Genomic DNA, 26,888 nt, shown 5'->3' on the forward strand with positions numbered 1-26,888 from the left:
GCATAGTTCTTCATGGTTTCTCATTAAATTGGGTTTTACAAAAGTCATAAATCTTTTGTAGGAAGGGTGATTGGCTTCTATTTCGTATAGTTACAAATGCAAATTTTGCATTTGTATTTAAAGGTGGCAGCATATCTAGCTCTACAAGATCGGGCGCCGCTTTACGAATAGCCAGTGCAATTGTGTCTGTTTCTCGACAAATATCAATCAGACTGGATATTTCGTTGCATTTTAAGTTGATCAGATTCTTTAAGGAGGCATGACTTCCATATTTTTCACTCAAAATGCGGTCAATTTCTGCGCTCAATGGACTTGATGCAATGGGGTACTGTCGAAGATCGTTAATTGTCACTGCTTTGGATTTTGCCAACGGGTGATTGGGTCTGCACATGAATGCACCTTTTGTTTCAGCCAGAATTTCAATGCTTAAATCTTCGGCTGGTTCAATGGAGCGTGCATCCACAATCATGGCATCAAGATTGCGAACACGAAGCGAGTTGGTGAGCATCTCAGTATTGCCACGTATTAGCTCAAGGTGCATTTTGGGATGATTGATTGCCATGTACTTCAATAAAGGTCTCATCAACATCACTCCAGGGCCTGATCCCAAACCAATATGAATTCTGCCTCTTTTACCTTCTAGTAAATCTGTAGCACTTTGTTTGATATTTTCAGCATCTTCAATTAGCTGAATAGCCTTGATGTGTATTTCAGCCCCAAAGCTCGTGAGCTCTATTTTTTTCCCGGAGCGATCAAAAATACTTTCACCTAAGTATTCTTCTAATGCTTGTATGCTTCGGCTTAGAGCCGGCTGGGTAATATGCAAAGCAGCAGAGGCTTTCACGTAAGACCCTGTTTTTACTAGAACAACAAGGTGCTTTAGTTGCGTGAGAGTCATGGTAACCCCCTAGTAGCTATAAATAAAAATCATTAGTTGTTGTCTTATTATGCATTAGACATCAATAAAAACAAGTGCCACTATTCGTCATCGAAATAAGTGAGGTGAATTATGTCTAAAAAATTAAAAATGTTGTTTTTGGCACTAATGGTTTCTATTAGTGGTGTTTCAGTAGCGCAAAACTTTCCCAATAAGCCAGTGAATTTGATGGTTCCTTATCCAGCGGGTGGCTTATCAGACGTGATTGCACGTTTGGTGAATAACTCTTTAAGTAAACAACTGGGCCAGCCAGTGTTGGTTGAAAACTTGGGTGGCGCAAGCGGTGGTATTGCTGCTCAAAAAGTACTTTCCTCTCCAGCCGACGGCTATTATTTGTTTCAAGGATCACCAAATGAGTTGATTCTTGGGCCTCTTGCTAACTCAGCTATTAAATTTGTTAGTGAGGATTTTCGTTTGGTTCAAACAATTGGACAGGCACAAATTGCATTCTTAGTACGCAAAGATATTCCAGTAAAGAACGTCGATGAATTCTTAGAGTATGCAAAAAAACAGGCTGCTGCTGGAAAACCAGTTACTTACGCCAGTGTTGGTACTGGTTCTTACTACCATGTAATTGGTGAGCAATTATCAAAGATCACTGGTATTGAGATGACTCATGTTCCATACAAGGGAGCTGCTCCAGCTAATCAAGACTTGGTTGGTGGTCAGGTTGATATGTTCTTGGGTCCTCTGACAAAGACTTATGAGGAATATCACGCTCAAGGTCGCTTGAAAATTCTTGCCATCTTGAATAAAGAGCGTTTGCCTTCAACCAAGGCTTATCCAGCGATTACAGAAAGTAAATCTCTGAAGAATTTCACACATTCTATTTGGACTGGATACTTTGTTAAAAAGGGTACACCTGAGCCAGTGGTTGAGAGACTTCATGCTGCATTAACTGCAACTTTGTCTGATCCAGCAGTGAGAGCTGGATTGGAGACTAATAGTTTATTAGTTGCTCAGCCTTTGCCTTTATCAGCTGTAACCAAAAACTATAACGATGGTATTAATCAATTCAGAGGTATCGCCAAGAGTATTGGTTTAAAACCCCAGTAATTTCGATTGATATACAGATAGTTTAAAGATGACAACAACTGAAATTGATATTGCTGAATTTGTTGAAATACGACATCAGATCCATGCCAATCCAGAATTAGCCTTTGAAGAGTTTTCAACTGCAGAATTAGTTGCAAATAAATTAAAAGAGTGGGGTTACGAGGTAACCACTGGTATTGGTGGAACTGGTGTAGTGGGTCAGCTGAAGCAAGGTGTCGGTGGTAAATCAATAGGTTTGCGGGCTGACATGGATGCATTGCCGATCATGGAAGAGACATCTCTTCCATGGGCCAGCAAAAATATTGGAAAAATGCATGCCTGCGGCCATGATGGGCACACTGCTTCATTACTGGCTGCCGCAAAAATAATTGCTCAGAAAAAAAACTTTAACGGAACAGTTAATTTGATTTTTCAACCAGCGGAAGAGGGAGCTGGCGGTGCCAAAGCAATGATTGCAGATGGCTTATTTAAAAAATTCCCATGTGATGGAATTTTTGCATTTCACAATATGCCAGGTATTCCGCAAGGCAAAGTAGTTACTAGGTCGGGACCGATGATGGCCTCAAGTGACTATTTAACGGTTCGCTTAACAGGCATTGGTGGTCACGGTGGATTCCCGCATCGAGCAACGGATGTGATCGTGGCTGGGTCTTCGATTGTGATGGCGCTGCAAAGTATTGTGTCTCGCAATATTGATCCATTGAATTCTGCAGTGATTACTGTGGGTGCTTTTAATGCTGGATATGCAAACAATGTCATGCCCTCAGAAGCCAAGCTTGAAATCAGTGTTCGTGCCCTAGATAGGAGCTCTCGAGATGTTTTGAAGAATAGGATTTTCAAAATTATTAAATCTCAAGCTGAGAGTTTTGATATTCTGGCTGAACTAGACTGGCGTGAGGGATACACAGTGCTCGTCAATTCAGAATCAGAAACTAACTTTTTAGCAACTGTGGCAAAAACAGTTGTGGGTCAGGAATCTGTTGACATTCAAGGTGAGCCCTTAACTGGCAGTGAAGATTTTGCTTTTATGTTGGAAGAAGCTCCGGGATGCTATTTCTTAATTGGTAATGGATCTAATCAGGAAAAGATTGGGGCCTGCATGGTTCATAACCCAGGGTATGACTTTAATGATAAAAACATTGATGTCGCTGCCAAGATTTGGTCTGAGCTAGTTCATCAATATCTCTGCTAGCAAGAAGATTCAAATCGTTGTTTAAAAAATATGCTGGCCGTATAAATTAGTTAAAGATTATTTAGAGGGATTCCTTTGTGTGAGGAATCCCTTCTTCATCATAGATATCGTAGATCAGGCTCAACATATCCTGAATCTCAATCGATTTATCCATTGCTCGTACGCTCATGATGATTGGAGATACAGCATGTTTCTCGTTTAAATCAATATAAACAACGTCATCGCGCTTCATACCCTGTAGGCTTCGTGGGACGACGGATATACCTTCACCTGCTGCCACCAATCCAATCGCAATTTGTAAATCTCTTACTTCTGTAATTTTCTTGGGCTCTACAGCGCGATCCCTGAATGTATTTAAAACTTGATCAGCAAAACTTGGCCTTGGATTCTTAGGATAAACAATCAAATTATCCTCAGACATGTCCTGGGCACTAACAGGCCTCTCTAAATCCAATAGTTTGTGACCAATTGGTACGGCGCACATTAATTTCTCTTCGCGCAAAATTATGCGTCTGATATTTGAATCTTCATGTCGCACCCTACCAAAACCGATATCAATATTGCCTTCTTTTAGGGCACGTAACTGATCCATGGTGCTCATTTCAATCAGATTTAAATCAACGGTGTTGTGCTTTGCGCGATAAAGGCGAATGATTTTTGGAAACTTTCCATACATGGTGGATGCCACGAACCCAATTGACAAGGTTTTTGTGATTTGACCAACTCGTTGCGTCATTGCTTTAAGTTCTTTTGATTTATTCAAAAGTTCTTGAGCGTGGGCATAGAAAAATTCTCCGGCTTGAGTCAATTTAAGAGGTCGAGAACCTCGTTCAAAGAGGGGTACCCCTAATTCTTCCTCTAGCTGTTGAATTGAGCGGCTTAAAGGCGGTTGAGCAATAAATAGTCTCTCTGAGGCCCTGGTGAAGTTTTTTTCCTCGGCCACCGCGATGAAATATTTCAAATGCCGTAGTTCCATGCTTATACCTTTCAAGTATCAAAAAGATACTAAATCAGTCTTGGACACCCTATTTTAGGGGCGTTATCGTAACTATAACCCATCCAACTATACGAAATAGATATGATAAAAAAGATTGAAACAATTCTAGTCGATATCCCGACTATTCGTCCACACAAGCTTTCTGTGGCAACCATGAATACCCAAACACTGGTTTTGGTGCGGATTATTTGTGGGGACGGAATTGTTGGTTGGGGCGAGGCCACCACCATCGGCGGCTTAAATTATGGCGAGGAAAGTCCTCAAAGTATCAAAATCAATATTGATACTCATATAGCCCCATTGCTCATTGGAATGCGAGCAAATGAAATTGGTAAGGCCATGAGCAAAATTAGAAAAATTGTTCAAGGTAATCGCTTTGCCAAGTGTGCAATTGAGACAGCACTTTTAGACGCACAAGGTAAACGCTTAGGAATCCCAGTCAGTGAATTACTGGGCGGACGTGTACGTGATAGTTTCCCGGTTGCTTGGACTTTGGCCAGTGGCGATACCAGCAAAGATATTGCTGAAGCAGAGGCAATGATCGAGAAGAAGCGCCACAATATTTTCAAGCTAAAAATTGGTGTTAAGCCTTTGGATGTAGATATCAAGCATGTTCTTGAGATTAAAAAGGCTTTGGGCGAAAAAATCAGTGTGCGTGTAGACGTTAATCAAGCATGGACTGAACTACAGGCAGTTGAGGGTATGGCTGCCTTGGAAGCGGGCGGCATAGATTTAGTAGAACAGCCAGTGAAAGCTGAGCACCGAGACAGTATGGGGCGCTTAGCCCAGCGTTTTGCGATTGCAGTGATGGCAGACGAAGCACTTCATGGGCCATTAGACGCCTATCAAATTGCTCACCAATCGGCCGCAGATGTTTTTGCCGTCAAGATCACGCAATCCGGTGGACTATTTCCTGCTAAACAAGTTGCAACGATTGCCCAAATGGCCGGTATTGGATTGTATGGCGGCACGATGTTGGAGGGTGGTGTAGGAACAGCCGCCTCTGCTCAATTATTTGCAACATTCAATGATCTGTCTTATGGCACTGAACTCTTTGGTCCATTGCTATTAACAGAAGAAATTCTGACTGAATCACTTGCTTATCGTGATTTTGGTTTGAATGTATCTAATAAGCCAGGTTTGGGCATTGATCTGGATATCGACAAAATCAATTTCTTCCGCCGTGCTCAGGGTTTCACTGACACGATTGAAGCTATCTCTGCATAAGGATATAAAAATGTTATTTCATGTACGTATGGATGTGAATATTCCTTCGGAGATGCCTGAAGAAAAAGCATCAAAAATAAAGCAAGTAGAAAAAGAATACGCTCAAAAACTTCAAGAGCAGGGAAAGTGGCGTCATTTATGGCGTATTGCAGGACAGTACGCCAACATCAGCATATTTGATGTCTCAGATGTGGATGAGCTTCATCAAATTCTTTCTAACTTACCGTTGTTCCCTTATATGCAAATTGAGGTGATGCCCATGTGTCGTCATCCTTCTTCTGTGAGGGAGGGTGACAAATAAACCAATCTTTATACAAACACGATGTGAATTTGAAATCTTTAAAACAAACAAATACTTCTCTAGGAGAAAAAAATGAAACACACTGAAATTGATGCAATAGTTAAAAGTTGGATTGTGGATGCAGCTGATAAGCCAGCTAATCCCCGCGTACAAGCAATTGTTTTACGTATTGTGTCTGATCTATGCAAAGCAATCGAAGATTTAGACATTTCGGCAACTGAATTCTGGAAAGGCTTGGAGTATCTTCAAGAGGCTGGCAAGCGTCATGAATTAGGTTTGCTAGCCCCAGGTATTGGTCTAGAGCGCTTTTTAGATATGCGCGCTGATGAGGCTGATGCTAAAGCAGGTCTTACAGGGGGTACTCCACGTGCTATTGAAGGCCCATTGTATGTGGCTGGTGCACCTGAGTCAGTTGGCTTTGCAAGATTGGATGATGGCACTGAAGTAGAAGTGGCTGAAACTTTATTGATGCAAGGTACGGTTTATGGCGCAAACGGAAAGCCATTGTCAAACGCCAAAGTTGAAGTTTGGCATGCAAATACAAAAGGTAGTTACTCATACTTTGATCAAACACAATCAGCATTTAATTTGCGTCGCACAATTATCACTGATGCACAGGGTCGCTATAGCTTCCAGAGCATCATGCCTAATGGCTATGGTTGTCCTCCAGGTGGTTCTACTCAGACTCTATTAGACCTTTTAGGTCGTCATGGTAACCGTCCAGCGCACGTGCACTTTTTCGTTACAGCAGATGGCCATAGAAAGTTAACGACACAAATCAACATTGATGGCGATAAGTATCTTTGGGACGATTTTGCTTTTGCGAGCCGCGAAGGTCTTGTGCCTCCACTAAAGCGTATCAACGATGCAGCTGAGTTAGCAAAACATAATTTGAAGAAACCATTTGCTTCAATTGACTTCGACATTCACATGGTTGAAGAGAAGCCAAAAGCAGCCTCTGGTTTAGTTGATCGTATTCGTGCAGCAGTTTAATTAGTTGAATGACCGAGAGTGATCTCTCGGCTTCAATTTTAAGGAGAATGTAATGATTCCAATTCATCCAGACACAACACCAACTTTAAAGAGTATTGATCAGTTTTTAGTTGAAGATAAAGAGAAGGGCGACTACCGCCTCCATCGCAGTGCCTTTACTGATGAAGCACTATTTGAGCTAGAGATGAAGCATATTTTTGAGGGCAATTGGATTTACCTTGCCCACGAAAGTCAAATACCTAACATCAATGATTACTACACGACTCACATTGGTCGTCAGCCGATTTTCATTGCTAAAAATCGCGAAGGTCAATTAAATGCATTTATCAATGCATGTAGTCACCGTGGTGCTCAACTATGTCGTTATAAGCGTGGCAATAAAGCCACTTATACATGCCCATTCCATGGCTGGACTTTTAATAACAACGGTAAGTTGTTAAAGGTGAAAGATCCAGAAGAAGCCGGTTATCCAGAATGTTTTAATAAAGAAGGTTCACATGACCTTAAGAAATTAGCTCGTTTTGAAAATTATCGTGGCTTTTTGTTCGGTAGCTTGAATGCCGATGTTGCACCTTTGAAAGAGTTTTTAGGTGAAGCAGCAAAAATCATTGACATGATTGTTGATCAATCAAAAGATGGTTTAGAGGTTCTCAAAGGAGCTTCTACGTATACCTATGAAGGTAACTGGAAGTTACAAGCTGAAAACGGTGCGGATGGTTATCACGTTTCAGCAGTTCATTGGAACTATGCTGCTACGACCAATCGTCGTAAAGAGCAAGAAGCCAGAGAAGACAACATCAAAGCGATGGATGCTGGTAAATGGGGTAAGCAGGGTGGTGGTTTCTATGCTTTTGACCATGGCCATCTTTTATTGTGGACAAAGTGGGCCAATCCAGAAGATCGCCCTAATTATTCTCGTCGCGATGAGTTTTCAGAGAAATTTGGAAAACCTGTGGCTGATTGGATGATTGAACGTTCAAGAAATCTGTGTCTATATCCAAACGTGTATTTGATGGATCAGTTTGGTTCACAGATTCGCCTTTTAAGACCTATATCTGTGGATAAGACAGAAGTCACCATTTACTGCATCGCGCCAAAAGGTGAGGCACCGGAAGCTCGTACAAGACGTATTCGCCAATATGAAGATTTCTTCAATGTGAGCGGCATGGCAACCCCAGACGATCTTGAAGAATTCAGAGCCTGTCAGCTAGGTTTTATGGGAAAGGCCTTGGAGTGGAATGACATGTGCCGCGGTTCCGAGCATTGGATCGATGGTCCAGATGATGCAGCGAAAGAAATTGGTCTAGAGCCTGTGATGAGTGGTGTGAAAACTGAAGACGAAGGTCTGTACACAGTTCAGCATCGCTATTGGCTTGACGTTATGAAGAAAGCCATGAAGGAAGAGCAGGTGAAAGCATGAAAAGTATTCAAATAGCTGACGTTAATGCTTTTCTTTATCGTGAAAGTCGCTTACTTGACGATGAGCAGTGGGACGAGTGGTTGAATCTGTACCACGAGGATGTCGAGTTTTGGATGCCGAGTTGGGATGATGATGATCAATTGGTCACCAATCCTCAAGAAGAAATTTCTTTGATTTATTACCCAACGCGAGCTGGCCTAGAAGACCGTGTTTTCAGAATCAAAACGGAGCGTTCAAGCGCCACCATGCCTGATACACGTACTTCTCACAATATCAATAATGTTGAAATTGAAAAACGTGATGGTGATGAGTTAACTGTGCGATTCAATTGGGTCACATTAAGCCATCGCTACAAAACTAACTTCACATATTTCGGTATGTCTCGTTACGTCATCGATTTTTCTTCTGAACAACCAGTGATCAAGAAAAAGTACGTAGTACTTAAAAATGACTACATCCATCAAGTAATTGATATTTATCACATCTAATTAAGGCATGCCATGAGCTACAACATTGCACTTCAATTTGAAGACGGAGTTACTTGTTTCATTAACTGTAATGAGAATGAAAAACTCTCTGATGCAGCATATCGACAAAAGGTCAACATTCCGCTGGATTGTCGTGATGGAGCTTGTGGCACTTGCCGAGGTTTATGCGAGTCTGGTGATTATGATTTACCAGAATCAAGCTACATCGAAGATGCTTTAACTCCTGAGGAAGCAGCCAATAGACAGATTTTGGCTTGTCAAATGAAGCCTAAATCTGATTGTGTCGTTAAGATTCCAGCATCTTCTGCAGTGTGTAAAACGGCCGTTGGCCAGTTCCCGGGAGTGATTTCTGAATTAAATAAAGTTTCAGATTCAACAATTAGTTTTTCAATCAAGTTGGATCAACCTGAAAAACTCAGTTTTTTACCTGGCCAATATGTGAATGTTGAAATCCCAGGAACTTCAGAAACACGCTCTTATTCATTCAGTTCTCCGCCTGGTAGCTCCTTGGCATCATTTGTGATTCGCAATGTTCCTAACGGAAAGATGAGTACTTACTTATCAAATCAGGACAATTTAGGTCAAGCAATTAAGTTCAGTGGTCCTTATGGCAGTTTCTACCTACGACCATTAACTCGACCAGTTTTGATGCTGGCAGGTGGCACAGGGATTGCTCCTTTCTTGTCCATGTTGGATGTGATCGCAGAAAAAGGATCTGACTATCCAATCAAAATGGTTTTTGGTGTTACCAATGATATTGATTTAGTAGAAATAGAACATTTAGAAAAAATAAAAGCCAAACTACCCAATTTTGAATTTAAAACCTGCGTAGCTGGTGAATCAAGCGAGCATCCTCTCAAAGGGTATGTGACTCAACATGTGGATGCTTCTTGGTTGAATCAGGGAAATGTCGATATTTATCTCTGCGGCCCTGTTGCAATGGTAGACGCTGTCAAGGGATGGTTAGATAAAGAGGGTATTACACCGGCTAACTTCTTATTTGAAAAGTTCTCAGCTACAGCAGCGGGAGCTTGAGATGCCTAAGAAATTACGATTTAAGAACAAAGTCGTTGTTGTGACTGGTGCTGCCCAAGGTATTGGTGAGGGTGTTACGCAAGCTATCGCTAGTGAAGGTGGCCAAGTAGTTTTAGCAGATCGATCGGATTTGGTAAAAGAAGTCGCAAAAAAAATCAAAGCTCAAAAGGGAGATTGTGAATACTGCCTTTGCGATTTAGAAACTTATGCGGGTGCAAAAAAATTAATTTCTTTTGCAATAAAAAAGTATGGGCGTATAGACATCCTTATCAATAATGTTGGTGGAACTATTTGGGCAAAACCTTTTGAGGAATACACAGAAGATCAAATCATTGCTGAAATTAATCGCTCATTATTCCCAACTTTATGGTGTTGTCGTGCTGTTTTGCCACAAATGATCAAGCAGCAATCCGGAAATATCGTCAATATTTCCTCTATTGCTACTCGCGGTATCTATCGCATTCCTTATTCCGCCTCCAAGGGTGGGGTGAATGCCATGACCGCAAGTTTGGCATTTGAGCACTCAAAAGATGGCATTCGGGTCAATGCGGTGGCAACAGGTGGTACTGAAGCGCCGCCACGCAAAATTCCGAGAAATAAAAATCCAATGTCTAAGCAAGAGCAGATTTGGTATCAGGGAATCATTGATCAAACCATTGAATCAAGTTTGATGCATCGTTACGGATCAATTGAAGAGCAGGTCAATGCAATTCTATTTTTAGCCTCAGATGAATCCAGCTACATCACAGGAACTGTGTTGCCTGTAGGCGGCGGTGACCAAGGATAAAAATGATCAAGTCAACAAAGATGGCGTTGACATTAAAAATTAATAAAGGTTTATATGATTGATAAAACAAGTTATTCAATGAAGTCAGCCATTTCAAAAATAGCTGATGGCAATACAGTCATGATTGGTGGTTTTGGTACAGCCGGACAGCCTGCTGAATTAATCGATGCTTTGATTGAACATGGTGCAAAAGACTTAACGATTGTTAATAACAATGCTGGTAATGGTGATTTTGGATTAGCTGCTCTTTTAAAAGCCGGTCGAGTCAGAAAAATCATCTGTTCATTTCCGAGGCAATCTGATTCATATGAATTTGACAAGCTATATCACGCTAAAAAGATAGAGCTAGAGTTGGTGCCTCAAGGAAATTTGGCTTGCAGAATTCAAGCCGCTGGATCAGGTTTGGGTGCCATATTCACGCCAACTGGGTATGGAACGATGTTAGCTGAAGGAAAAGAGACGATGGAAATCGCTGGTCGTCACTATGTTCTTGAATACCCCATTTATGCAGATTTCGCATTGATCAAAGCCAATAAAGGTGATCGTTGGGGCAATCTCACCTATAGAAAAACTGCAAGAAATTTCGGCCCAATCATGGCTGCAGCTGCGAAGTGCACCATTGCGCAGGTTAAAGAAATTTTGCCTCTTGGAGAACTTGACCCAGAGAACATTGTGACGCCAGGAATTTTTGTACAACATGTTGTGCGTATATAAGAGAGAAAAATGACATATCAGAAACTGACACGTGAACAGATTGTCCAGCGCGTTGCGAAGGATATCCCTGAAGGAGCTTACGTAAATTTAGGTATTGGCTTACCTACAAAGATTGCAAATTATCTAGACAAAGATAAAGAAATATTTTTGCATAGTGAGAATGGTGTTTTGGGTATGGGCCCAGCTCCTGCGGCTGGTGAAGAAGACCCAGAGTTAATCAATGCTGGAAAAGAGTACATCACTCTATTGACTGGTGGTTGCTATTTCCATCATGGAGATTCTTTCACCATGATGCGAGGTGGTCATATTGATATTTGTGTTCTAGGCGCATTTCAAGTAGCAGCCAATGGTGATTTAGCTAATTGGCACACCGGTGCAACTGATGCGATTCCTGCAGTTGGTGGGGCCATGGACTTGGCAATCGGTGCCAAAAATGTTTTTGTGACCATGGAGCATTTGACGAAAACTGGCGAGTCAAAGATTGTTGATAGGTGTTCTTACCCTTTAACTGGTATCGGCTGTGTTGACAGAATTTATACCGATTTGGCAGTGATTGATGTAAGCAAAGATGGCTTGGTTCTCAAGGAGATGGTTGAGGGCATGACTTTTAATGAATTGCAGCAATTGACTGCAGCAAAACTTTTAGATGGACGTTGATAGGTGATGTTAATGAATGCGTATATATGTGATGCAATTAGAACCCCATTTGGCAAATATGGTGGTTCACTTTCTTCAATGAGACCTGATGATCTTGGATCTTTACCGATTAAATCTTTGATGCTCAGAAATGCAAGCGTTGACTGGTGTGCTGTAGATGACGTGATTTATGGTTGTGCGAATCAAGCAGGTGAAGATAATCGTAACGTTGGGCGCATGTCTAGTTTGCTGGCAAGATTACCAATCGAGGTACCAGGTACAACAGTTAACCGCTTGTGTGGATCCAGTCTTGATGCGATTGGAATCGCAAGTAACGCAATTAAAGCAGGTTCGGCAGATTTATTGATTGCTGGTGGCGTAGAAAGCATGAGTCGCGCCCCTTTTGTGATGGGTAAGGCTGATACTGCATTTTCTAGAGTTGCAAAAATAGAAGACACAACCATTGGTTGGCGCTTTATTAATCCATTGATGAAAGCTCAGTACGGTGTTGATTCTATGCCTGAAACTGCAGAGAACGTTGCAACTGATTTCAAAGTAAACCGAATTGATCAAGATATGTTTGCTTTCAAGAGTCAAATGAAAGCAGCCAAAGCTCAAGCTGATGGAATATTTCAGCAAGAAATAGTGCCGGTCACCATTCCGCAGAAAAAAGGTGACCCAGTTCAGTTTATTCATGATGAGCATCTCAGAATTGACACATCGTTCGAGAGTTTACAAAAGCTCAAAGGGGTTGTGAGACCTGACGGTACAGTTACAGCAGGCAATGCATCTGGCGTCAATGATGGAGCTTGTGCTTTGCTATTAGCTTCTGAGGATGGTGTTAAACAACATGCCTTGGTACCTAAAGCCAGGATTGTTGCAGTTGCCGCTGCTGGGGTTGCTCCTAGAATCATGGGCTTTGGACCATCTCCTGCTGTAAAAAAAGTTTTAGCAAAAGCAAATTTAAAACTTGAGCAAATGGACGTTATTGAGCTCAATGAAGCGTTTGCATCACAAGCATTGGCTGTGATTCGTGATCTTGGTTTACCTGATGACGCACCCCACATCAATCCTAATGGGGGAGCCATTGCTCTTGGACATCCTTTAGGTGCATCAGGCGCTAGATTGGTGACGACTGCGATGTATCAACTTCACCGAACAAAAGGTCGTTATGCCTTGTGTACGATGTGCATTGGTGTGGGTCAGGGTATCGCAATCATCATTGAGAGGGTTTGATGTCGGTATTCACTAAGGATGGAATCAGTACTTTTTATGAGTTATCTGGTTCCTCAAAGCGTCGACCACTGATTCTTTCTAATTCGCTCGGTACAAGCCATAGGATGTGGGATTTGCAAATCTCTGAATTATCAGAGCATTTTGATGTGATACGTTATGACACCTTGGGGCATGGCTTGTCCAGCGGCCCTAAAGGACCTTATACGATTGATCAATTGAGTCAGCAGGTGATTGATTTGTTGAATCAATTAAATATTGATAAGGTTAATTTTTGTGGTTTATCCATGGGTGGGGTGATTGGTCAATGGTTAGCGATTCATCATCCACAGCGAATTGACCATTTAGTTCTGGCAAATACTGCACCTAAAATTGGCACGAAAACTGCTTGGTTAGAGAGAGCGGCTTTGGTTCGATCTGTTGGAATGGATCCTATTGCCGACTCAGCCCCAAGTCGTTGGTTCACGCCAGATTTTTGTAAGGCGCAAAGTGAGCAACTAAAGGATTTAGTCGAGAATCTAAGATTATCTGATTCAGAGGGATATGCTGCATGTTGTGAGGCTTTATCAAAAGCTGATTTATTACAAAGTATTGATAAGATTAAGTCATCAACTTTGATCATTGCGGGTACTGAAGATCCAGTCACCACAGTATCTGATGGCATTTATATGAGTAAGATGATTCCTAATTCAACGTTAGTTCAAATTAAGGCGTCCCATATCTCTAATGTGGAAAATCCAAAAGAATTTACTGCTGCTTTATTAAATTTTTTAGTATAGGAGGTCGATAATGACTGCTTATGTCATAGGTCACGTAAAAGTTTTAGACGCTCATTTGTGGGATCAATATCGACAGTCAGTTCCTGAGACATTCAAAAATTATGGTGCTGAAGTCATGATTCGCGCCAATAAAATGCGATGTTTATCAGGTCAAGATCTCTTTTCTGATCAAATTGTGGTGATTCGTTTTCCAAATTCTGAGCTTATTGAGTCTTGGTACCAATCTGAGTCTTATCAACAATTGATTTCATTGAGAGACCGTGCTGCAGAAGTCCATCTCTTCTCTTACTCTGGGTCATAGTATTTAAAGTCATGTACATGTTCTGACTGAAGTAAAAAAAGCCACCCTTAGGAGGGTGGCTAAGTCAGGAAGAAGAGGAGACTGACGAACTACTTAAACGCCCAGATATTTCTGAATTATTTCTGGATTCTTTTTAATTTCTTCACTTTTACCGTCAAAAACTACTTGGCCTTTAACCAAGATAACTGATCGATCACAAATCTCAGTCACAGCTTGGTGATTTTTATCAATCACGATGCATGCAATTCCAGTCTGTCGAACTGTTTTGACTATTTTCCAAATTTCTTGAGCTATCAGTGGTGCCAAGCCCTCAGTTGCTTCATCGAGTATGAGTAAGTCTGGATTGGTCATCAGTGCACGACCAATGGTCAGCATTTGCTGTTCGCCGCCTGATAATTGCCAGCCGCCGTTATTGATTCTTTCTCCTAGACGCGGGAAAGTATTCATTACCCGATCAAAAGTCCAATCTAACTGACCATCGACACCTTCGCGTGCAGCCATCAATAAATTTTCTCTAACAGATAGATTCGGAAAAATACCTCTACCTTCTGGAACGTAGGCAATACCTCTTTGAGCTAATCGGTAGGTGGGCATTGATGAAAAATCATCGCCTTTAACCATTATTCGACCATGACGTGGTTTAACAATGTTTAATAGACTTTTAAGTAGGGTAGTTTTACCCATACCGTTTCTTCCCATTAGGGCAACACCTTCACCTCTTTTAATGTGAAAGTCCACTCCATGAAGAACGTGGCTGTGACCGTAATAAGTATGAATTTCTTTACCTTCAAGTAGCATGTCAGACATGATGTGCTCCTTCGCCTAAATATGCTTCTTGAACCGCTGTACTATTTTTAATTTGGCTTGGCGAACCGCTTTCAAGAACTTGTCCATTAACCATAACGGTGATCTCATCAGCAACTGCAAAAACGGCATCCATGTCATGCTCGACTAATAAGATTGCTTTCGATTGCCTTAATCTTTTGAGAACTTCGACCATTTTTTCTGATTCTTCAGAGCCCATGCCAGCTAGAGGCTCATCTAACAACAATACTTGAGCATCTGTTGCTAAGACCATGGCAATTTCCAGTTGTCGTTGCTCACCATGGCTCATAAAACCAGAAACCGAACTTTCTCGTCCTTTTAGACCAGCTTCTTCAATGCAGGACATTGCTTTATCAATGGCCCATTGCATTTGATCTGCTTTCAAAAATATCTTTGCTGCGTTTTGATGCCTTGATTGAGCTGCTAGACGCACATTTTCAAGAACTGAAAATTGTGGAAAGATATTGGTTCTTTGATAGCTCCTGCCAATGCCAGCTTGCGATCTTTGCCAAGCATTCAGATTGGTGATGTTTTTACCTAAGAAATTGATTGTTCCTGAGGTGGGGACTGCATCACCAGACAACATATTGATGCATGTTGATTTCCCAGCGCCGTTTGGGCCCAATAGAGCATGTAATTTACCTTGATGTAATTCAAGATTCACATCTTGATTGGCTGCGAGGCCGCCATAAAGCTTTGTGATTCCAGAGGCCTTCAGTAAAAGAGTTTCACTCATTTTTTATATTCCTCTTTTTGTAGAGCTGCTTTGAGTCTTTGTGGTAACGCTGCTAAGCCACCTGGGGCAAATAAAACAGCAAAAACAATGACCAAGCCCATGACTAATTGCCAGTGTTTTGTGAGGCTTGAAAAAATTTCTTGTAAGAAAATAAATGCGAATGAACCTATGACTGCCGCTACCAAATTACCCATACCGCCCAAAATAACCATCAAAAGCACATTGCCTGATTGATGCCAAGATAGTAATTCCGGAGTAACAAATCCAAACATGGACGCATACAAATAGCCTGCAACTCCACCGAGTCCACCTGCAATAGAAAATGCAGCTAATTTGTAATTAAAAGTTTGATACCCAAGAGACTGCATGCGATGTTCATTACTTTTAATACCAACTAAAACTTTTCCGAAAGGTGATTGCAGGATTCGTTGTAAAAACAGATAGACAAGAACAAGCATCACCAAGATAAAGTAATACATGTGTGCATGATTGCTTAAGTCAAATGGCGTAAAACCAAGAATTTCTGCACTAGGTTTGACGTTGACATAAATACCATCAGATCCGCCTCCCAGAGGTGTATCGTGAAATATGTAATAGGCTAATTGAGCAAACGCCAAGGTCACCATGATGAAGTAAATGCCCTTGGTACGTAACACAAAAATTCCAACTATCAATGCTGCTAATGCAGAAATTAGCATTGAGGCTGGTAAAGTTAACCAAAGACTAGCTGCAGAATACTTTGGCGACATCAGTGCTACTGAGTATGCTGCTATTCCAAAGTACGCAGCATGACCAAAGCTCACTAATCCAGTAAAGCCAACCAAAAGGTCTAAGCTCATTGCAAAAATACCAAATACAAGAGCTTTTGCTACGAGTTCAGTGTAGAAGTCAACGCCACTTAGTGGAACGCACAGCAATACGATGAGTGCGATTATTTTTAATGTTACTGTTGATTTAATTGGCATATTAGGCTTTCTTAAAAATTCCTTCAGGACGCCAAAGTAGTACAGCAGCCATGATCAAATACACAACCATTCCAGATAATTCAGGCAAGATGACCTTGCCAAAAGTATCTGCAAACCCAATGATCATTGCGGCCACTAATGCTCCCCAAATTGAGCCGATACCTCCAATAACTACAACAACAAAAGAGATGATCAAAACCTGGCTTCCCATATTGGGGTAGACAGATGAAATTGGTGAAGCCAGCATGCCAGCTAGAGCAGCTAGAGCAAGACCAAGAGCAAATACCACTCTATAAATCATATTAATGTTGATACCAAGGGCTTGAACCATGGTTCTGTCATGACTTCCAGCCCTGATCATCATGCCCAATTTTGTTTTTTGAATTAAATAAAACATTCCAATCGCTAAAACAATGCAGGCAATGGAGATTGCAATTCGATAAAACGGATAACTTAAAACTTCGCTTAATTGAATTGAGAAATTAAGTAATGAGGGAATGGCCACACCATGCACATCATCGCCAACCAAAATACTTCTAATTTCTTCAAAAATTAGAATCAATCCGTAGGTCAGTAGTACCTGCTCCAAATGATCTCTTTTATATAAATGGGAGAAAAGTGCCCATTCAAGGAAGGCTCCAAGTGCGAGAGCTAAAGGAATTCCTAGAAATATTGCAAAGAAAAGATTTCCTGTAAAGCTTGTCAATACAAAAGCAATGTATGCGCCGATCATATAAAAGCTGCCATGCGCCAAATTGATAATTCCCATGATTCCAAACACAAGTGTTAAACCACTTGCAATGAGAAATAGTAATAAACCGTATTGAACAGAATTCAGTGTTTGAATAAGTATTGAAGCCAGATCCATGATGCTCTCCAGTTTCAGCTTCGTTTTAGCGAAGCTGAAACATTGATTAAATTACAGTTTGCAACCACGAGCAGGATCAGCTAGGCCTTTGATTGCCACTTCTACGACCTTGTTTTGATTGCCTTCTGCTTTTCTTAAATAAATGTCTTGAACTGGGTTGTGAGCTTTTGATAATGTAAATGTTCCGCGCGGGCTCTCAATCTTTGCTTGCTCCATCGCTTTGATAATGATGTCTTGTTTTTTGGTATCACCTTTCGCAGCTGTAATACCTGCTTGATAGAGTTGAGCAGCGTCGTAACCCTGAACGGCATAAACGTCCGGTTGAATTTTGTATGCTTTTGAATAGTTAGCTCTAAAATTTGTATTGACCTTGTTATCAAGACCGTCCGCGTAGTGCAATGTTGTTAATAAACCTTGACCAGCACCGCCAATTGCATCAAGCGTGCCGTCTGTCAAAAAGCCTGTGGCGTATAGAGGAATAGATTTATTCAAGCCAGCTGCTGCATAGTCTTTAACAAATTTAGCTGCTCCTGCTCCGGCAAAAAATACATAAACCGCATCTGGTTTCAAAGACGCAATTTCTGTCAAGAAAGCCTGAAACTCCACGTTTGGAAACGGTAGTGTCATGTCCTTAAGGATCTTGCCGCCTGATTTTTGGAAGCCTTCTTTGAATCCCTCAACAGCTTGATTGCCAGCCGCGTATTTCCATGTGAGTGTGATAACTCTCTTGTGTCCTTTATCTGAAGCCACTTTGCCCATTGCAAATGCAGGTTGCCACATGCTAAAAGAAGTTCTAAACAGTGTCGGTGCGCAAAGAGGTCCAGTTAATTCATCAGCACCGGCATTTGGCACAATTAAAATTGTCTTGTTTTCTCTGGCTACTTTTGCCATTGCTAATGCAACACCTGAGTGAACTGTCCCAACTAATACGTCTACCTTGTCTCTCTTGATGAGCTTGTTGGCGTTTTCAGTTGCTTTTGCCGGATCTGATTCATCATCAACAAAAAAATACTGAACTTCCTTACCACCTAATTTGCCACCATTTTCGTTAACGTACTGCTTGAAACCATTGGTGATGGCTGTTCCTAGTGATGCAAATGTACCAGTGGCTGGGAGCATCAAACCAACTTTGATTTTGTCTGTTGTTTGTGCTTGCACGTAATTGCTGCCAATTGCTAGCATCATGCTTGCAACTGCGATTTTCTTTAAAAACAGCTTGCGGTTTGTGTTCATGTCTTTATCCTTTGTTTTGGCGTTCGTTACGTACTGCTACAGATAATCAAGCACTTAGGCATCTAATTTATCTATATCAATACGGTATAAATGAGTACTTTGACAGGACAATACATGCCTTAAAAAAGTCAGTCCAACACTGATTTAGTATCTTTCTTATACTTTTAAGGTATCTAAGATTGTTGGAGTATTAATAGAAAAGTATTTAATGCTAGGGCCGTTAACTGTTTAATTTGTAAAGACTTAGGCAATTTTTAGATGTTTTGGATATTCATAGTTGTCGGGATTCCCGACAACTGCCATTGGTCCAGTTAAGAACTTGCTGAATTACCACATTCATCGCATACAACAGCTGTCGATGCCATATGACCACTATTAAATGCCATTAAATACCAGTAAATTCACTGCAAAAACCACACTTGATTTGACCAGGTCTAACATATTGAAAGCACTGTTGAAATCATCAAATTTCTGAGCTTCTAAGGCGTAGGTCGCACGTTCGAATCGTGCTGGGCAGGCCAAATTCAAAGCCTCAACAATCAATAAAAATAAAAACTGTCAGCGGGCACAAGTACTGCACTGCTAAATCCTTGGCTAACAAACTTTTGCTATTTCTGCTAAATTCATTTAATCATGACAGTGACATTTCCTGAGTTTCAGAACCGCCAAATACAACTAGAGGTTGTGGATGGTGTTATTGAGGTGTCTTGTTTGGTTGGTGGCAATGGCCCACCACTTTTGTTACTACATGGCTTTCCTCAAACCAAAGCAATTTGGCATCGAATCGCTCCTCAGTTGGCGCAGTTCTATACGGTGATCGTTCCTGATCTAAGGGGATACGGAAAATCTTCAAAACCTCAATCTACTCCCGACCATAAAACATATTCAAAAAAGGTCATGGCAGGCGATCAGTATGCATTGATGAATGCATTGGGTTTTGACCAGTTTTATGTTCTTGGGCATGACCGTGGAGGCCGAGTAGCCCATCGCTTGGCAGTCGATTACCCTGAGAGTGTTTTAAAGCTGATGCTATTGGACATTTCTCCTACGTTGACGATGTACTCTCAAACGACGATGTCATTCGCCAAGGGATACTGGCATTGGTTTTTCTTGACTCAAGCCCATCCTATTCCTGAAACAATGATTGGGGCAGACCCAGAGTTTTGGCTTAAAAATCACATGGGCCGTCACGCGGGAACCGGTATCTTTACACCAGAATGTTGGCAAGAATATTTAGAGGGTGTCAGTGATCCAGTTTGCCTTCATGCGATGTGCGAGGATTATCGTGCTGCAGCATCGATTGATTTGATTGATGATCAACATGATCGTGATCGACAACACAAACTCGCCATGCCAGTTCATATCTTATGGGGCGAGCATGGGCTCGTTCATCAGTGTTTCAACCCATTAAAAGACTGGGCTGAAGTGGCTCACACTGTGTCTGGCCATGCTGTGCCATCAGGGCACTACATTCCCGAAGAAATTCCTGATCTTCTATTCCGGGAAGCCAAAGAGTTTTTTAAATAATCTGACTCGACCATAAGATGGTTTGTTCGCTCCACAGCCAATTTATTGCGATCATCTAGGTAAAAACCATAATCTTGGACTGTATCCATTTGGACTAAAAGGGATTAAATTAAGAGAGCTGACTCTCTAATAAAACCAAGTCATAAAAAGAAGGAAGACAAACATGAAACAACGATCTATTTCATTGGCATCCATGACAGTGATTGCCTCATCACTCTTAGCATTGCAAGGCTGTGCAACTGATTCAAGCTCTAAAGCTGAAGCGCCTAAGGCAGCAGCTCCTGCACCTGCATGGAAGCAGGGCATGGGCCCTGATATGGCCAGCTCAAAGCTAGCCCCTATGGCAGGCAAGATGACTGTTACACCGGCAAGCGAAATTCCAATTGATAAATTGAAATTACCTCCTGGTTTCAAAATTGAAGTTTGGGCAACTGGTATGCCTGGCGCACGTGCTATGGCCAGAGGCGATAACGGCAAGATCTACATCGGTACCAGAGCAATTGGTCGTGTGTATGAGTTAAGTGATAACGGTAAAGAGCGTACCAATCGCGTGGTGGTTGATAAATTAGTTCAGCCGGCTGGCGTTGCATTCAAGAATGGCTCTTTGTATGTGATGGCTATTAACAAAGTGCTTCGCTACGATGGCATTGAAAAAAATCCAACGGTTGCACCAGTTGATTTAACAGCTAAATTTAATTTACCTCCTGAGCAACATCACAACTGGAAGTACATTGCATTTGGACCGGACGGTAAGTTGTATGTTCCATTCGGAGCACCTTGCAATATTTGTGAGTTACCAACCCAAGAATATGCACAAATTCGTCGCTATAACCCAGATGGATCTGGCATGGAAGTGTTGGCAAGAGGAGTGCGTAACAGTGTTGGCTTTGATTGGCATCCTGTTACCAAGCAGCTATGGTTCACCAACCATGGTCGCGACTGGATGGGTGACGATAAACCTAATGACACACTCAGCCGCATGCAAAAAACTGGTCTAAATTATGGTTTCCCTCATTGCCATCAAGGAAACATTCCTGATGACGTTATGAAGAAGGACAATCCATGTGCAGGCGTTGAGCAACCTGTTGCTTTAATGGGACCTCACGCTGCGGTGATGGGCATGAAGTTTTATACCGGCAATATGTTCCCAGCTGAATATAAAAATGCAGCTTTCGTGGCACGTAAAGGCTCATGGAACCGTAATCAAAAAATTGGTTATGACGTAGTGATGGTTAAATCGAGTGCAGATGGCAAAAATGCCAAAGTTACTCCATTCATCACTGGTTTTATGAACCCAGCAGACCAATCATTCTGGGGTCGTCCAGCGTATCTATTGCAGATGCCTGATGGCTCTATGTTAATCTCTGATGAGCAATTAGGTGCAATTTATCGAGTGACTTACAAAAAGAAGTAATTAGTAGATAAATAATTAGCCGTATTGTTATGCAGTATTTACGAATAGCGACGTTAGCTTTAGGACTTGTTTGTTCTAGCGCAGCGTCGCTTTCGTTTGCGCAAGACATTAAATCCAAGATTCAGGTCTGCGGTGCTTGCCATGGAGCTGATGGTAATTCTAAGATTGCAGGTACCCCATCTTTAGCAGGGCAGCCCAAGACTTTTCTAGAAAACCAAATGGTGATGATTCGTGAGGGTATGCGCAATATTCCCGCCATGACTGGTCAGCTTGATGGAATCAGTGATGCGGAAATAGTTGCGATTGCTAAGTTTTACAGCAGTAGTCCGGCTGTGTCTCAAGCAGGTGATATGAACACAGCTTTATTTAATAAGGGTCAAATCATTTCAAAAGAGGCTCTATGCGGAACCTGCCATTTGCCCAACTATGTTGGTAGAGACCAAATGCCACGCATTGCTGCTCAAAGAGAGGATTACCTCTTTTACAGCATGAAACAGTTTCGTTCTAATCAAGCCACCGGCAGAGATACGATCATGGCCGCATCACTCTACGGTATGAGTGATGATGATTTAAAAGCCATTGCCCACTACCTCTCGCAATTAAAGTAAGACTATCTTAGGCTTGGCCAGTTCATGGCACTAATCCCTCTGATTAAAGAGTATCTTTTTTAACTGGTTCAGGAAGATCAACCATCACTGGCGCTCCAGGAACCGTGCACCCTTGAGTACAGCATTTTCCTGCTTGTGTATTTTGTGTGATAGCGCGATCAGGGTCGTTGCTTAATCCTCTATCTAGCAAGCGTTCAACCAGTTTAACTTTTGAGCCCAACGGATAATTACGATAGATTTCACGTTTCATCGCTTCCGGTGAGCCTCCACCATGTAAGCTGATCACTGAATACCAGCCGCCTTGATAAGAAGCTGTTAAATCTTCAATGAAGCGCGCAGTTTCAATGCGCTTGTCATAAGGTATGTTTGGGTTGGCCCGAAGTACATCGCTAAGTTTCGCAGCAGTTTCAGGATTGTGATCTTCATCAGGCCCTGGTAATGCCACAATTAATCCACCGGACACATAATGAGCAATCTTATGCATGTCATAAATTTGTGTGGCTAATAATAGTTTTCCGATATTTGAAAAAACAGGATCAGGCACAAAGCTTTGAGCAGGAATGTCTTCAGTTGCATAAACAGAGGCAGCTACGCCGCAAGCATAAAAGCCTTCAGTAATTTTAATGAGCTCAACCATTTGATCGCGTAAGTGATGTTCTTCACCAGGATCAAATCCATTTGCTTCACACATCAGTGCCCCAGCACCAATTAACAAATCTCCAAATCCAGCTCGCGCACCAATACAGCTATGACGATGGTGAGTGGCATAGTTATATGTCATATAACCAGTGTGCTCACATTCATCAGCGTAAAAGACTTTGTCCCAAGGGACGAAGACATTTTCAAAAATGACAACACCAGTAGATTGACCATACTTATTTGAAAATAAGGCTGCTTTTTCACCTGGACGACCTGCAGGACGAGCAACAATGGTGATGCCTTCAGCATCAACCGGGACGGCACAGCAAACAGCAAAGTCCGCATCCTCTTTATTCATATTTCTACACGGCATCACCAAAAACTCATGCATGTATGGTGCACCAGTGACGATTGCCTTTGTTCCTGAAATACGTATACCTTTACCGTCGCGATGAGTGACATGGACATAAGCGTCAATATTTCCTTGCTCGTGTGGGCGCTTGCTGCGATCACCTTTGGCATCTGTCATAGCAATACCAAGAGTTAAGTCGCGCTTTTGTACATCGTGAAGATAGGCCGCAAACTTTTCGCGATGTTCAGTTGTGCCTTTTGCATCATCGATTCGTGCAGACACTTGATGAATCGCATTTAATGCATCATGAGTGAGATAGCGTTGAGCGCAACCCGTCTCCTGACATACAAGACGAACAGCTTCTAGTTTGTTTAATAGGTCGCCGCTACTTGTATTAATGTGCACAAATCGATTAATAACTTCTCCGGTGCTATTTTGAGTCGCGGTCATGATCGGCGCATATTCTGGGCGAAGAGCGTAGTCATAAGTTAAGCCAACGGCATTCACGCCAGGGCGCAATGAAGGTTCATCTACAACCGATTCAATGCGACGTCCGTCCACAAATACTTTCGGTTTGTATTGGCGAAGTGATTCTTCATATTCTTTGGCTGACATCAACATGGCTTTGACTTTCCTACAATTGTTTCTTAAATATTAAACATTGTTTAATTTATTGTCAATTGTTCAAAATTAGGTAAAATAAGGAACATGAGACAAAAAACCAACTTAGAAGATTCCAGTAAAGAAAAGGTGCTTGAGGCACGTAAAGGCCGCCAAGCGCTGGTCAGTGATGCTAAGAAAGCCCATATCTTGGCAGCAGCCAAAGAAGTATTTGAGGAGCATGGTTTGGAAGGGGCTAACGTCAGAGAAATTGCTAAACAAGCTGGATATACGCCAGGTGCAATTTATTCATATTTCACTTCTAAAGAAGAAATCTACGGCGCTTTATTGGCAGAATCATTAGAGCGTTTAAATGAAGCTGTCAGCAATAGCATAGCTAGCGCCAAATCATCAGTTCAAAAGGTAGAGAGATCCGCATTGGGATTCTATGAGTTCTACGCTTCAAATCCAAGAGATCTTGATCTTGGATTTTATTTATTTGGTGGCGCTAGACCTTATGGTTTAACACCAGAACTAAATACAAAACTAAACACCAGGCTCAGGGATTCATTGCTGCATTTAGAGCATGCTTTAATCGAAATAGGTGCGTCTCCTAAGATTGCTAAAGAGGAAGTAACCGCTTTTTTCGCGCAATGCGTAGGTTTACTGATTTTGGAAAATACACATCGCATCAGAATGTTCCAAGAGAATTCCGCAAAACTCTGCGCTATATATGTAACGCAGGTAGTGGAGCGAATTGCGATCGGAAAAAAAGGAAGAAGTTAACTTTTTATTTATGAATATGAAACTAAAAGCTTATTTCTATTACGACATCATTTCACCGTATGCTTACTTATTTCTAAAATCAAGAAAAATTTTAGAAGATAAATTACAGCTCATTCCTGTACCTATCTTTTTCCCTGGCTTATTGAGACTTCAAGATAACAGGGGGCCGGCTGAAGTTTCTGAGAAGCGAATCTACACCTATCAATTTTGTGTGTGGAAAGCTCAAAAACTAAATCTGTCGTTTCAATTTCCCAAACGTCATCCCTTTGCATCAGCGCCAGCGCAGCGCTTGTTACTTCAGAACAATGCTGATTTGGCCATGCTTGATAAAGCCTTTGATTTTGTCTGGGGGCAGGGGCATGATCCAGAGCTTGAATGGGAAGGGTTTTGTGTGGCAATTGGATTACCTAAAAACACCCCAAAACCACAAGATGAAAATATCAAGAAAGCTTTGATTGAATCAACGCAAACCGCTGCTAATCATGGTGTATTTGGTGTGCCGAGCATAAGAATTGATCAGCAAATATTTTGGGGGGTTGATTCAATCGACTGGATTCTGGAGTATCTGACTAAACCGGAGATGTTTTCTGAAAAAGAATATCAAGAAGTACACTCAATCATCAATCCGCTGATAGAAAAATAATCTTGATAGTAACAGCGCAAAATTAAGATCACTAATTCTTATTATTAGTAAAAATAGATTTTTATTGGATTAACTTCTGCGTCTTTTCTTCCATGTGTAGGGTTCGCCATTAGATAACTTACCATCAGAAATCCCGTCAGAACCGAACTTTCCGACAATTTCGAGCCCATTTGCATGAATCGTTACAAATTCACCCAATGCTTTTGCCCATTCCATGGCTTGATCTAGATTCTCAAACTCAAAAACCTCTGTTTTGTGTTCAATGAATATCAATTCAAATAACTTTCATAAAAATGCTGATCAAAAAAATTAAGCATCATTGTTTCTGTAGCGTATTGCGAATAAATTGTTTTTTTGTAATAAGCGTTATATTGACAGTGAAATCCAAATTACTCAAAGTGAGCAATCAAAAAAATGAATTTTTTTAAAATGGTCACCTATTTACCAAGAAAAATCAGGCAGTTTTACGATGACGTGCTGAGCTTCATCAAGGCCAACTCTCGATAAAATCTGAACAAAGAAAACTTATCTTTTCTCAATCAAAGACAAAAATTCTCTGCGCAAATTAGAGTTTTCTAAAAACTCACCACGCATCACACTGTTGATCATTTTCGAATCATTGTCCTTGACACCACGCCATTGCATGCAGAAGTGATCAGCTTCCATCACCACGGCTAAGCCAGCAGGCTTTAGCTTTTGCTCAAGCATGTTCGCGAGTTCCACCACAGCCTCTTCTTGTATCTGAGGTCTAGACATCACCCATTCAGTTAAACGAGCGTACTTCGATAGGCCAACCAATGCAGAGTCTTTGTCAGGTAGTACCCCAATCCAAATACGGCCCATGATGGGGCAAAGATGGTGCGAGCAGGCGCTGCGCACGGTGATAGGGCCAATGATCATCAGCTCATTAAGACGGCTGATGTTCGGAAAGTCAGTCAAAGCAGGCGGCGCCACATAACGGCCATTGAAGACTTCATTCACATACATCTTTGCCACGCGACGACTGGTATTTCTGGTGTTGTGATCATTCTCTGTATCAATCACCAAGCTTTCAAGCAAAGCTTGTACTTTTTCAGACACTTCATCGACCAAACCATCTAATTCACCTGGCTCTATATGTGCAGCAATATTGTCATTCGCATGGAAGCGGACCTTGCTTGCTTTCAAGCGCGCACGGATGACTTCAGAAATAGGTTGTTGCTTACTTGGCTTTGGTTCACTCATGATGTGGCCTTATTTTAATCACCTTGGCGGTGTGCCATCAGGTGCTGAATTTTTAAATACAAAATAGTCGCTGATAAAACAAATGTGATGATGTTAGCGACCAAGATCGGACCACTGCCTATTAAAACGCCATAAATGATCCAAAGAATAATTCCAAAAGTAAACGTGGCATACATGCCCAATGAAATACCCGATAAATCTCTGGTGGTGATTGAGCGATAGGTTTGTGGAATAAAAGCAGCGGTGGTGATGGTGGCTGCAATGAAGCCAAGCAAGTTGTCAAAATCCATTGAAACTAATCCTTTGAAGGCTTTAATTGAAATCTAGTACCAATGTATAGGAATTCTTGTTTTCTTGCTTGTCGGCTATTCA

At 41.6% G+C, this 26,888-nt stretch carries 30 protein-coding genes; 19 read left to right on the top strand and 11 right to left on the bottom strand.

Annotation, left to right across the window (positions count from 1 at the left end):
* Nucleotides 1-10: 10 nt before the first annotated feature.
* On the bottom strand, nt 11-898 hold the full coding sequence (locus tag ICE88_RS06825) for a LysR family transcriptional regulator (RefSeq protein ID WP_216250923.1): 888 nt from the start codon (nt 896-898) through the stop codon (nt 11-13).
* 111 nt (nt 899-1,009) lie between these two features.
* Here ICE88_RS06825 and ICE88_RS06830 point away from each other — a divergent pair, with 111 nt between their 5' ends.
* Nucleotides 1,010-1,993: a tripartite tricarboxylate transporter substrate binding protein gene (locus ICE88_RS06830; protein WP_216250926.1), complete on the top strand. Its 984-nt coding sequence runs from the start codon at nt 1,010-1,012 to the stop codon at nt 1,991-1,993.
* Nucleotides 1,994-2,021: 28 nt separating this feature from the next.
* Complete coding sequence (locus ICE88_RS06835; RefSeq protein ID WP_216250929.1) at nt 2,022-3,185, top strand: M20 aminoacylase family protein; 1,164 nt, start codon at nt 2,022-2,024, stop codon at nt 3,183-3,185.
* 61 nt (nt 3,186-3,246) lie between these two features.
* Here the strand turns inward: ICE88_RS06835 and ICE88_RS06840 are convergent, their stop codons facing one another.
* A complete protein-coding gene (locus tag ICE88_RS06840) occupies nt 3,247-4,161 on the bottom strand; it encodes a LysR family transcriptional regulator (protein WP_216250932.1) in 915 nt (304 codons plus the stop codon).
* Nucleotides 4,162-4,263: 102 nt separating this feature from the next.
* On the opposite strand from ICE88_RS06840, the gene ICE88_RS06845 reads away from it, so the two are divergent.
* The 12 genes from ICE88_RS06845 to ICE88_RS06900 all read left to right on the top strand — a co-directional run bounded on the left by ICE88_RS06845 (nt 4,264) and on the right by ICE88_RS06900 (nt 14,096).
* Entirely contained in the window at nt 4,264-5,409 is a 1,146-nt protein-coding gene (locus tag ICE88_RS06845) for a muconate/chloromuconate family cycloisomerase (protein WP_216250934.1), read from the top strand.
* A gap of 10 nt (nt 5,410-5,419) precedes the next feature.
* Nucleotides 5,420-5,710 (top strand): muconolactone Delta-isomerase, encoded by a 291-nt coding sequence (gene catC / locus ICE88_RS06850; protein ID WP_216250935.1) that lies wholly within the window; start codon nt 5,420-5,422, stop codon nt 5,708-5,710.
* 72 nt (nt 5,711-5,782) lie between these two features.
* On the top strand, nt 5,783-6,703 hold the full coding sequence (gene catA, locus ICE88_RS06855) for a catechol 1,2-dioxygenase (RefSeq protein WP_216250937.1): 921 nt from the start codon (nt 5,783-5,785) through the stop codon (nt 6,701-6,703).
* Between the two features lie 52 nt (nt 6,704-6,755).
* Nucleotides 6,756-8,123 carry a benzoate 1,2-dioxygenase large subunit gene (gene benA / locus ICE88_RS06860; protein ID WP_216250939.1) on the top strand — a complete coding sequence of 456 codons (1,368 nt, stop codon included), beginning with the start codon at nt 6,756-6,758 and terminating at the stop codon, nt 8,121-8,123.
* Nucleotides 8,120-8,611: a benzoate 1,2-dioxygenase small subunit gene (gene benB, locus ICE88_RS06865; protein WP_216250941.1), complete on the top strand. Its 492-nt coding sequence runs from the start codon at nt 8,120-8,122 to the stop codon at nt 8,609-8,611. Before benA ends, benB begins: the two co-directional genes overlap by 4 nt.
* A 12-nt stretch (nt 8,612-8,623) precedes the next feature.
* Nucleotides 8,624-9,646 carry a benzoate 1,2-dioxygenase electron transfer component BenC gene (benC, locus tag ICE88_RS06870; protein ID WP_216250942.1) on the top strand — a complete coding sequence of 341 codons (1,023 nt, stop codon included), beginning with the start codon at nt 8,624-8,626 and terminating at the stop codon, nt 9,644-9,646.
* Between the two features lies 1 nt (nt 9,647).
* Nucleotides 9,648-10,433: a 1,6-dihydroxycyclohexa-2,4-diene-1-carboxylate dehydrogenase gene (locus tag ICE88_RS06875; protein WP_216250945.1), complete on the top strand. Its 786-nt coding sequence runs from the start codon at nt 9,648-9,650 to the stop codon at nt 10,431-10,433.
* A 54-nt stretch (nt 10,434-10,487) separates the two neighbouring features.
* The gene (locus ICE88_RS06880; protein WP_216250948.1) at nt 10,488-11,147 is read left to right on the top strand and encodes a 3-oxoacid CoA-transferase subunit A; all 660 of its coding nucleotides are present in this window, start codon (nt 10,488-10,490) and stop codon (nt 11,145-11,147) included.
* Nucleotides 11,148-11,156: 9 nt separating this feature from the next.
* Nucleotides 11,157-11,804, top strand: coding sequence for a 3-oxoacid CoA-transferase subunit B (locus ICE88_RS06885; RefSeq protein ID WP_216250951.1), 648 nt, complete (start codon nt 11,157-11,159; stop codon nt 11,802-11,804).
* Between the two features lie 12 nt (nt 11,805-11,816).
* The gene (pcaF, locus tag ICE88_RS06890) at nt 11,817-13,019 is read left to right on the top strand and encodes a 3-oxoadipyl-CoA thiolase (protein ID WP_216250954.1); all 1,203 of its coding nucleotides are present in this window, start codon (nt 11,817-11,819) and stop codon (nt 13,017-13,019) included.
* Entirely contained in the window at nt 13,019-13,795 is a 777-nt protein-coding gene (gene pcaD, locus ICE88_RS06895) for a 3-oxoadipate enol-lactonase (RefSeq protein WP_216250956.1), read from the top strand. The genes pcaF and pcaD overlap by 1 nt, the downstream gene beginning before the upstream one ends.
* A gap of 10 nt (nt 13,796-13,805) precedes the next feature.
* Nucleotides 13,806-14,096 carry a DUF1330 domain-containing protein gene (locus ICE88_RS06900; RefSeq protein ID WP_216250958.1) on the top strand — a complete coding sequence of 97 codons (291 nt, stop codon included), beginning with the start codon at nt 13,806-13,808 and terminating at the stop codon, nt 14,094-14,096.
* A gap of 93 nt (nt 14,097-14,189) precedes the next feature.
* Here the strand turns inward: ICE88_RS06900 and ICE88_RS06905 are convergent, their stop codons facing one another.
* The 5 genes from ICE88_RS06905 to ICE88_RS06925 are packed head-to-tail and all read right to left on the bottom strand — an operon-like array spanning nt 14,190 to nt 18,723.
* On the bottom strand, nt 14,190-14,903 hold the full coding sequence (locus tag ICE88_RS06905; RefSeq protein WP_216250959.1) for an ABC transporter ATP-binding protein: 714 nt from the start codon (nt 14,901-14,903) through the stop codon (nt 14,190-14,192).
* Nucleotides 14,896-15,657 carry an ABC transporter ATP-binding protein gene (locus ICE88_RS06910; protein ID WP_216250960.1) on the bottom strand — a complete coding sequence of 254 codons (762 nt, stop codon included), beginning with the start codon at nt 15,655-15,657 and terminating at the stop codon, nt 14,896-14,898. The genes ICE88_RS06905 and ICE88_RS06910 overlap by 8 nt, the downstream gene beginning before the upstream one ends.
* Nucleotides 15,654-16,622 carry a branched-chain amino acid ABC transporter permease gene (locus tag ICE88_RS06915; protein ID WP_216250962.1) on the bottom strand — a complete coding sequence of 323 codons (969 nt, stop codon included), beginning with the start codon at nt 16,620-16,622 and terminating at the stop codon, nt 15,654-15,656. Before ICE88_RS06915 ends, ICE88_RS06910 begins: the two co-directional genes overlap by 4 nt.
* A 1-nt stretch (nt 16,623) precedes the next feature.
* Nucleotides 16,624-17,490 carry a branched-chain amino acid ABC transporter permease gene (locus ICE88_RS06920; protein ID WP_216250964.1) on the bottom strand — a complete coding sequence of 289 codons (867 nt, stop codon included), beginning with the start codon at nt 17,488-17,490 and terminating at the stop codon, nt 16,624-16,626.
* A gap of 51 nt (nt 17,491-17,541) precedes the next feature.
* The gene (locus tag ICE88_RS06925) at nt 17,542-18,723 is read right to left on the bottom strand and encodes an ABC transporter substrate-binding protein (protein WP_216250965.1); all 1,182 of its coding nucleotides are present in this window, start codon (nt 18,721-18,723) and stop codon (nt 17,542-17,544) included.
* A 633-nt stretch (nt 18,724-19,356) separates the two neighbouring features.
* On the opposite strand from ICE88_RS06925, the gene ICE88_RS06930 reads away from it, so the two are divergent.
* The 3 genes from ICE88_RS06930 (at nt 19,357) to ICE88_RS06940 (ending at nt 22,272) form a co-directional block, all read left to right on the top strand.
* Nucleotides 19,357-20,250 carry an alpha/beta fold hydrolase gene (locus ICE88_RS06930; RefSeq protein WP_216250969.1) on the top strand — a complete coding sequence of 298 codons (894 nt, stop codon included), beginning with the start codon at nt 19,357-19,359 and terminating at the stop codon, nt 20,248-20,250.
* Nucleotides 20,251-20,413: 163 nt separating this feature from the next.
* Nucleotides 20,414-21,664, top strand: coding sequence for a sorbosone dehydrogenase family protein (locus ICE88_RS06935; RefSeq protein ID WP_255535250.1), 1,251 nt, complete (start codon nt 20,414-20,416; stop codon nt 21,662-21,664).
* Nucleotides 21,665-21,693: 29 nt separating this feature from the next.
* Nucleotides 21,694-22,272, top strand: coding sequence for a cytochrome c (locus ICE88_RS06940; protein ID WP_216250972.1), 579 nt, complete (start codon nt 21,694-21,696; stop codon nt 22,270-22,272).
* Between the two features lie 43 nt (nt 22,273-22,315).
* Here ICE88_RS06940 and ICE88_RS06945 read toward each other — a convergent pair whose 3' ends face one another.
* Nucleotides 22,316-23,884, bottom strand: a complete 1,569-nt coding sequence (locus ICE88_RS06945; protein WP_216250974.1) for a 4-hydroxyphenylacetate 3-hydroxylase family protein — start codon at nt 23,882-23,884, stop codon at nt 22,316-22,318.
* An 87-nt stretch (nt 23,885-23,971) separates the two neighbouring features.
* On the opposite strand from ICE88_RS06945, the gene ICE88_RS06950 reads away from it, so the two are divergent.
* Together ICE88_RS06950 and ICE88_RS06955 are read left to right on the top strand one after the other, a co-directional pair.
* A complete protein-coding gene (locus ICE88_RS06950; protein ID WP_216250977.1) occupies nt 23,972-24,649 on the top strand; it encodes a TetR/AcrR family transcriptional regulator in 678 nt (225 codons plus the stop codon).
* Nucleotides 24,650-24,659: 10 nt separating this feature from the next.
* On the top strand, nt 24,660-25,292 hold the full coding sequence (locus tag ICE88_RS06955) for a 2-hydroxychromene-2-carboxylate isomerase (RefSeq protein ID WP_216250980.1): 633 nt from the start codon (nt 24,660-24,662) through the stop codon (nt 25,290-25,292).
* Between the two features lie 69 nt (nt 25,293-25,361).
* Here the strand turns inward: ICE88_RS06955 and ICE88_RS06960 are convergent, their stop codons facing one another.
* The 3 genes from ICE88_RS06960 to ICE88_RS06970 all read right to left on the bottom strand — a co-directional run bounded on the left by ICE88_RS06960 (nt 25,362) and on the right by ICE88_RS06970 (nt 26,806).
* Nucleotides 25,362-25,565 (bottom strand): hypothetical protein, encoded by a 204-nt coding sequence (locus ICE88_RS06960; protein WP_089516111.1) that lies wholly within the window; start codon nt 25,563-25,565, stop codon nt 25,362-25,364.
* Between the two features lie 252 nt (nt 25,566-25,817).
* Nucleotides 25,818-26,516 (bottom strand): GTP cyclohydrolase I, encoded by a 699-nt coding sequence (gene folE, locus ICE88_RS06965; RefSeq protein WP_216250983.1) that lies wholly within the window; start codon nt 26,514-26,516, stop codon nt 25,818-25,820.
* Nucleotides 26,517-26,530: 14 nt separating this feature from the next.
* The gene (locus ICE88_RS06970) at nt 26,531-26,806 is read right to left on the bottom strand and encodes a SemiSWEET transporter (RefSeq protein ID WP_216250986.1); all 276 of its coding nucleotides are present in this window, start codon (nt 26,804-26,806) and stop codon (nt 26,531-26,533) included.
* Nucleotides 26,807-26,888 lie beyond the last annotated feature (82 nt).

This window comes from Polynucleobacter sp. AM-26B4, from assembly GCF_018882285.1.
In the GTDB taxonomy this organism is placed as follows: Bacteria; Pseudomonadota; Gammaproteobacteria; order Burkholderiales; family Burkholderiaceae; genus Polynucleobacter.